Origin of the sequence: Bartonella sp. AA1HLJMS, assembly GCF_042197445.1 — a bacterium.
In the GTDB taxonomy this organism is placed as follows: domain Bacteria; phylum Pseudomonadota; class Alphaproteobacteria; order Rhizobiales; family Rhizobiaceae; genus Bartonella.
The window spans coordinates 21,902-28,573 of sequence record NZ_JBHIRW010000022.1 but is presented as its reverse complement, the minus strand read 5'-3'; the positions used below and the strand labels follow the sequence as shown (position 1 = coordinate 28,573).

Below are 6,672 nucleotides of genomic sequence, written 5' to 3'. Positions count from 1 at the left end.
GGAAAAATAGGAGCAGAAAAATGCGTTAAAGAGAGCTTTAAATACCCTTTGAAAAGCATTTGAAGACCCTTTGAGAAAAAATAAATTGGTACAAAACCTAGTGGCAAAATATACAAAACCCGCTGGCAAGCTACACAAGCTACACCCGCTGGCAAGCTACAGGCAAGCTACATACAAACTGGCTGGGGAACTTGGATTCGAACCAAGATTGACGGAGTCAGAGTCCGCTGTTCTACCATTAAACTATTCCCCAATAAGCCAATTTTACCATTTCTAGCAGATTCTATAGTGTAGGCAAGTGCAAAAAATCTTTAGATTATCGATAATAAAGAGCGATAGGGATATCATTATAATCCCAGTAGGGGCGTCCTCGATATTTTAGCATATAGCAATAAGCGAGTAAAAACATACAAATAGAACACACCGCGAACGGAGGCATCATAAACTCTTTTTGGAATATTCCCTAATATAGGTGTATCATGTCAGGCAGTTACTACTAAATCATGGAGAATTTATGAGTAATATCCCTACTTATCCTGTTACCCCAAACCTACAGTTGGTATACGTCTCAAACATAGAGTATTCTACGGCTTTTTACAAATTCATCTTCAAGAAAGAACCTGTGTTTACCTCGCCACGCTATGTTGCATTTGCTTCTTCGGGGGATGCTCTCTTTGCTCTCTGGTCTGGGGGCGATACGCCTGAGGCAAATGCACTTCGTTTTTCAGAAATCGGCATTATGTTGCCTACTGGAGAGGACGTAGATAAGCTCTATGCGGAATGGAAAGAGCAAACCACTGTTGAGATAAATGTTTTGAAGGAACCGTATACTGATGTATTTGGACGTACCTTCCTAATCAAAGATCCAGACGGACATATTATTCGTGTTTGTCCACTGGATTAAAAAGCTTGAGATCTGATCTTTAATTGTCTGAATTATAATACCTGAATTATAATAATTGTCTGTTTCCAAAACCTATAAGCTATGCAAGCTAAGAGGCTTACTTACGACGCGTGGCTTATCCGTTCGGTGCTGTTCCACTATATTCAGCCCCACAACCTGCCTGTTTCCACAGGCGGTCTAATTGGCTTGGACATCAGTCGGCGTTATTGCATGGCCAGCGATCAGTACTTGTAAAATCATAGAAGCTATCCCTCATCGCACTTATATTGAGTCTTTTATTGGAATGGGAGGAATATTCTTTACAAGGAAATTGATATCTTTATGAAGTTAAAAAGGTATTGTACATAAAAACTAATAAAATCAATATATTAAGTACAACTATTTTATATGAATCCACTTAAGAAGCCCTACTTTTATGCATGTTTGAATTGATCATTTTTTATATAAGATTGCCATGGATGTATAGACTATAAAAAGCAAATCATGATGCAAATACTATAACGCATAGGTGCATTCAAATGAAATGAAAAGCGGTTATCATTCATAACAGGTCATAAATTTTATGATACGTTTTTATTATAGCACAAATCACATTGTTTTAAATTTCAGTCGTTTGGAATTATCGATAACATAAATTGTATACGTTTAAGAATGGATGTGTTTTGCTCTTTATTTGAGTGTAACCTTAAAAGGAATAATCGTTTGAAACTATCATAAGCTTATAGATTTAGTTCATAAAGATTGCATAAAAGGATTTAAAGACAAGATCATTTTTAAAAACACTTACTAAAAAGTTAGTAAATGATAGGCAGGCATTATATAGATACTATCATCACAATATAGAATGAAAATCACAATGTTATGTCTTATGAAATTGAAAGCCTTTTAATGATATAACGCAAGCAAGTGAGAAAAAACGTTTAAAAGTTACAGTTTAAAAATATGAAACCAAATGAGTGCTCCCCAAATTTTGGAGGCACCTATTGAAAAAAATGAGGCAGCAAAATTCAAAACCATTGTAACATCTAAGGTATGGGATTTTATTCAATTTTGAGTCAAAAGCTATAATGTTTAAAGATGGCTATTCTAAAGATAACGCCTCCAAAATTGGATTGGTTAATTTTGCCAACTCAAATTTGAGCTGGTTAATTTGCAAAGAAGTTACATTTGAGTGCAAAATGAAAAGATACTTATGAAAGCCTTATTGAGAAGACATTCATTTAAGATGCATTTTCTTTTGATTGGATTGATAAAGTTACCAAGCGTTTATAGATTCTATAATGCTAATGAATGATATCAAAATCATAGCGATTATTTACGTTTCTTTTGATAAGTTTTCATATTTCTAAATAGAGCACTTGCAATATGATACGTTTTGTATATATGAATTTATTACTCCATTGTGGATGATTCATTTGAATCTTATAATCAATATCTGAAAGCCGCGTCATATCATTTGGCTCGGCTTTCTTTTTTGAATTCTCTCTTTAGATAGGTTTATAGCTATTAGATAAGGCTTTCCCATAAACAGAGCCAGATATACGTGTATTACTATGGAAAGGATTTATTTGCGAGAGGATTACCAGACAATGTTTGCTTTGCTTGCGCAAGAGAAAAATTCTTCTCTCTCAATGATGTGTCTCAGATCCGAAAAATCTTTAGCCAATTTAAGATAAAAGAGGTTGGCACATCTTATACATGTGGTTCAAAGAATCCGCACCGGCTCAAGAGCTTATCATCTCAAATTGCAATTTTTAGAGGAAGAGAAAATATGCATTAAAGGGATTTTAAATAACCCTTGAAAGTTTTTGAAGATCCTTTGAAAAAAATAAATTGATGCAAAATCTGCTTTCAAATTATACAAAACCCGATGACAAGCTACAATCATTAAATACGGGCTGGGGAACTTGGATTCGAACCAAGATTGACGAAGTCAAAGTCCGCTGTTCTACCATTAAACTATTCCCCAATAAGCCAATTTTACTATCCCTAGTAGATTCTATAGTGCATGCAAGCGCAAAAAATCTTTATGATTATCGATAATAAAGAGCGATAGGGATGTCATTAATTGTTTTGATTTGAATATCGACATCATAAATGTCTTTAAGAATTTCTGGTTGCATAATTTCTTTTGGAGTCCCACAATAGGCCGCTTTCCCATTTTTCAATGCAACAATCATATCTGAGTAAGATGAGGCAAAATTAATATCGTGCATAACAATAAGAATGGTTTTTTTCAATTCATCAGCTGTGCGGCGTAATTGCTTCATCATAGAAACCGCATGTTTCATATCCAGATTATTTAATGGTTCATCTAAAAGAAGATAATCAGTGTCTTGGCAGATAACCATGGCTATAAAAGCGCGTTGACGCTGACCGCCAGAAAGTTCATCTAAAAAACGGTCTTTTAAATCTTGTAAGCCGAGATAGCGTAGCGCACTGTCGATAAATTGTTTATCTTCATGTGTATACCAGCCTTTTGAATAAGGATAGCGTCCGAAACTTACTAAATCGTACACGGTTAAGCGAAAAGACAAAGGATTTTCTTGACGCAGAATTGAGAGTTTTTGAGCCAAAATATCGTGGGGCATTTTATCAATATTAAAGCCGTCGATATGAATTGTACCATTATGGTGTGGCAAAAGACGTCTTATCAGCATTAAAAGAGTTGACTTTCCCGAACCATTGGGCCCAATAAGAGAAATAATCCCCCCTTTTGGAAGATGAAGGCATAAATTATCGATAATCAATCGTGTTCCGTAAGCCTTGGAAAGATGATTGATCTCAATCATTTTAGTTTTCCCTTCATCAGTAACATTAAGAAAACAATTCCCCCACAAAACTCAATGATAAAACTTAAACGCCCTGCCATATGAAAAATTTGTTCTAAAATAAATTGTCCCCCCACCAGACAAATAATAGCCAATAATATTGCAATTGGAACAACAATACTGTGTTTTGCTTGAGGAGAAAGTTCATAGGAAAGGTTGGCAACTAACAGTCCAAAAAAGGTGACGGGGCCTACTAATGCGGTGGAAATGGATACGAGAATGGAAACAAAAATAAGGACAGCTGTCGCACTTTTGTGGTAATTAACGCCAAGATTAAGAGCATTTTCACGTCCCAAAGCCAAAATATCAAGAAGATGACGGGAATGCCATCCAATCAGACTCACAATGAAGACAATGATTGTGGCAAAGCTTATTAATGGTGTATTGAATTTATTAAAATTTGCAAACATAATATCGGTTAAATTCATCATTTGGTCTGGATTTAGTTGCAATTGCATAAACATCCGTAAACTGAAAAAAAATCCGCCTAAAACAACACCGATTAAAAGCGTCAAATGAAGTCCTTTTAGGCTTCCTGAAAAGAGCCAGCGAAAAAGGCTTATTGAAAAAAGGATAAGAATGAGGGCTTCAAGAACAAGCTGTCCTTCTTCATTCAAAAAGGGCAAAGAAAGAGAGCCTACAAAATACATTAGGGCAGTCTTTATTAAAATATAAAGCTGATCAAATCCCATAATTGAAGGAGTAAGAAGACGGTTATTAACGATTGTTTGAAATAAAACCGTGGAAACGCTTATTGCATAGGCAATAAGAAGTAGAGAGGAAAGTTTTGTAAGACGAAATTTCCATGTATAAACATTGATATTCCACGTCATGTAAAGACTAATGACAGTGCATGCTATGATGATAAGTGTTGTTAGTACACATATTGTTTTTCTTCTTCTATCCAAGACGCTTTCTCCAGCGTAAAAGCAGTATCATAAAAATAAAACTACCGATTACACCCATTATGGTGCTGATGGGAATTTCAAGAGAGGGATGAATGATTCGTCCTAAAAGATCACAAATCAAGACCAATCCTGCACCGCTGATGGCCACCCAAGGAGCGGTATAGCGCATATTATCTCCCATGAAACTTGAAACAATATTTGGAATAATCAACCCAACAAAAGGAATACGGCCAATGGTACACACAACAACAGCAGTGATTGAGGCGACAATAAAAAGACCAAAAAACATGACAACACGATAATTCAATCCAAGGTTATTGGTTAAATCTTCTCCCAAACTTGCAACCGTAAAGCGATCAGCAGTACAATAGGCCAGAATACAAAGGGGAAGAGATAGCCATAAGAGTTCATATTTTCCTTCAAGAACCATCGAAAAACTGCCAAATAAGTAAGCTTGAAGAGAAGGAAGTAACATTTCATAATCTGCAATGGCATTGGTTAAAGAGCCAATAATATAGCTTAGCATAATCCCTGTAAGGGGTACAATGAGAGCAGATTTTAGAGGAATGCGTCGCAATAAAAACATAAAAAGTAAAGTGCCTACCATGGCAAAAATTGTCGCAACGACCATTTTTCCTAAAACAGGAATATCGGGCCAAAAAATCATAATAAAAAGAATGCCAAGGGAAGCAGATTCAATGGTTCCAGTGGTTGATGGTTCGACAAAGCGATTGCGTGTTAATAGTTGCATAATCATGCCTGAAAGTGCAAGTGCTGCGCCTACTAAAAGGATTGCAATGGTACGAGGAAGACGTGTTTGCCAAAAAATAAGCCACGCATGGGGATCGGCTGCAAAAAGGTTAGAAGGTGTGACATCAGAATAACCAACAAAAATGCTGAGGATAGACAGGAAAATTAGAAGTGTTATGGTTATCCAGTAATTCTTCACGTTAAATCATTTTCTAACAAAATATACAAAAAGCAAAGACTGCTTAATAAACAACCTCTGCTTTTAAATTTTATTTATATAGCAAGCAAGCTCTTTCGTGCGCTTATTTGCTCTTTGTAAAGGCTTCATTGATCTGCTGTGCGGTTTCAATGAGTGCTGTTAAACCACCATTTGCACGATACCAACTCCAAGAGTCCAAATAAATAATTTGGTTTTGTTTGCTTGCTGTTGTGCGGTGAACAAGCTCATTGTTGAGCAATTGTGCTGCGGATTGTCCTTCCCGTCCAATGGCTGCATCGCGATCAATTACTAACAACCAATCAGGATTGGTTTCAAGAATGAATTCAGGAGAAATGAGTTGTCCATGTTTTTGCACGGTAAGTTTATCGGTTGCAGGGGCAATTCCAAAAGCGGAGTGAAAAATATCGAAACGTGATTTTGGTCCGAAAGCACTGATTTTTCCACCAGAGGTCATGAGTATGAGCCCGGTGCCTTTTCCTTGGGTATTTTTACGGACTTCAGCAAAAGCTTCATTGATTTTTGCAATTTCCTTTTCTGCTTCTTGTGTTTTACCAAAAATTTTTCCAAGGATAGACACATTTCGTTTTATATCTTCAAGAGAATTTTCGTTTTCTACGGTTAGATCAATTGTTGGGGCTATTTTGGATAAGTCTTTATATTTTGCTTGAGTTCTGGAGGAAATAATAATCAAATTGGGTTGAAGAGTGGCAATTTTTTCATAATCTGGCTCAAAAACGGTTCCAATTCTTTCATATTTTGCATCGTCAAATTGTTGCAGATAGGAAGGTTTTTTTCCTTCAGGAAGGCCGATAACTGCTTGGATACCAAGGCGATTCATATTATCTAGCGAGGCAAGATCAAACACAACAACCTTTTGCGGAGAAGTGGGAACAGAAGTCGTGCCTGAAACATGATCAATTGTTATATTTGTCTGGGTACTCGTATTTGCAATACTCGTATGCGTCCACAAAATCGTTGCAAAACTAATTGCAACCAGTAAAACAGAAGTCATCCATTTCATATATTTTATCATCGTGATTTTATCCTTTTATCTAATAT

General features: G+C 36.1%; 5 protein-coding genes, 2 tRNA genes and 2 pseudogenes. 3 read left to right on the top strand and 6 right to left on the bottom strand.

Annotation, left to right across the window (positions count from 1 at the left end; all coding sequences use genetic code 11):
* Positions 1 to 179 precede the first annotated feature (179 nt).
* A tRNA-Gln gene (locus tag ACFIQE_RS06660) sits at positions 180 to 253 on the bottom strand.
* A 261-nt stretch (positions 254 to 514) separates the two neighbouring features.
* Between ACFIQE_RS06660 and ACFIQE_RS06655 the strand changes: the two genes are divergently transcribed.
* The 3 genes and pseudogenes from ACFIQE_RS06655 to ACFIQE_RS06645 all read left to right on the top strand — a co-directional run.
* Positions 515 to 904: a VOC family protein gene (locus ACFIQE_RS06655; protein WP_375630289.1), complete on the top strand. Its 390-nt coding sequence runs from the start codon at positions 515 to 517 to the stop codon at positions 902 to 904.
* A 232-nt stretch (positions 905 to 1,136) separates the two neighbouring features.
* Positions 1,137 to 1,226, top strand: a pseudogene (locus tag ACFIQE_RS06650) (DNA adenine methylase); the annotation flags it as partial.
* A gap of 1,230 nt (positions 1,227 to 2,456) precedes the next feature.
* Positions 2,457 to 2,662, top strand: a pseudogene (locus tag ACFIQE_RS06645) (DNA adenine methylase); the annotation flags it as partial.
* 140 nt (positions 2,663 to 2,802) lie between these two features.
* Here the strand turns inward: ACFIQE_RS06645 and ACFIQE_RS06640 are convergent.
* The 5 genes from ACFIQE_RS06640 to ACFIQE_RS06620 all read right to left on the bottom strand — a co-directional run bounded on the left by ACFIQE_RS06640 (position 2,803) and on the right by ACFIQE_RS06620 (position 6,646).
* Positions 2,803 to 2,873, bottom strand: a tRNA-Gln gene (locus ACFIQE_RS06640).
* Between the two features lie 64 nt (positions 2,874 to 2,937).
* Positions 2,938 to 3,696, bottom strand: a complete 759-nt coding sequence (locus ACFIQE_RS06635; protein ID WP_375621640.1) for an ABC transporter ATP-binding protein — start codon at positions 3,694 to 3,696, stop codon at positions 2,938 to 2,940.
* Entirely contained in the window at positions 3,693 to 4,643 is a 951-nt protein-coding gene (locus ACFIQE_RS06630; protein ID WP_375630290.1) for an iron chelate uptake ABC transporter family permease subunit, read from the bottom strand. The genes ACFIQE_RS06635 and ACFIQE_RS06630 overlap by 4 nt, the downstream gene beginning before the upstream one ends.
* Positions 4,636 to 5,592: an ABC transporter permease gene (locus ACFIQE_RS06625; RefSeq protein ID WP_375613670.1), complete on the bottom strand. Its 957-nt coding sequence runs from the start codon at positions 5,590 to 5,592 to the stop codon at positions 4,636 to 4,638. The genes ACFIQE_RS06630 and ACFIQE_RS06625 overlap by 8 nt, the downstream gene beginning before the upstream one ends.
* A gap of 103 nt (positions 5,593 to 5,695) precedes the next feature.
* Entirely contained in the window at positions 5,696 to 6,646 is a 951-nt protein-coding gene (locus tag ACFIQE_RS06620; RefSeq protein ID WP_375707417.1) for a siderophore ABC transporter substrate-binding protein, read from the bottom strand.
* Between the last annotated feature and the right edge of the window lie 26 nt (positions 6,647 to 6,672).

Bases quoted from the DNA above. Each gene is read 5' to 3' on its own strand.
- ACFIQE_RS06655 (WP_375630289.1), top strand. From the start codon at position 515: ATGAGTAATATCCCTACTTATCCTGTTACCCCAAACCTACAGTTGGTA.
- ACFIQE_RS06635 (WP_375621640.1), bottom strand. From the start codon at position 3,696: ATGATTGAGATCAATCATCTTTCCAAGGCTTACGGAACACGATTGATT.
- ACFIQE_RS06620 (WP_375707417.1), bottom strand. From the start codon at position 6,646: ATGATAAAATATATGAAATGGATGACTTCTGTTTTACTGGTTGCAATT.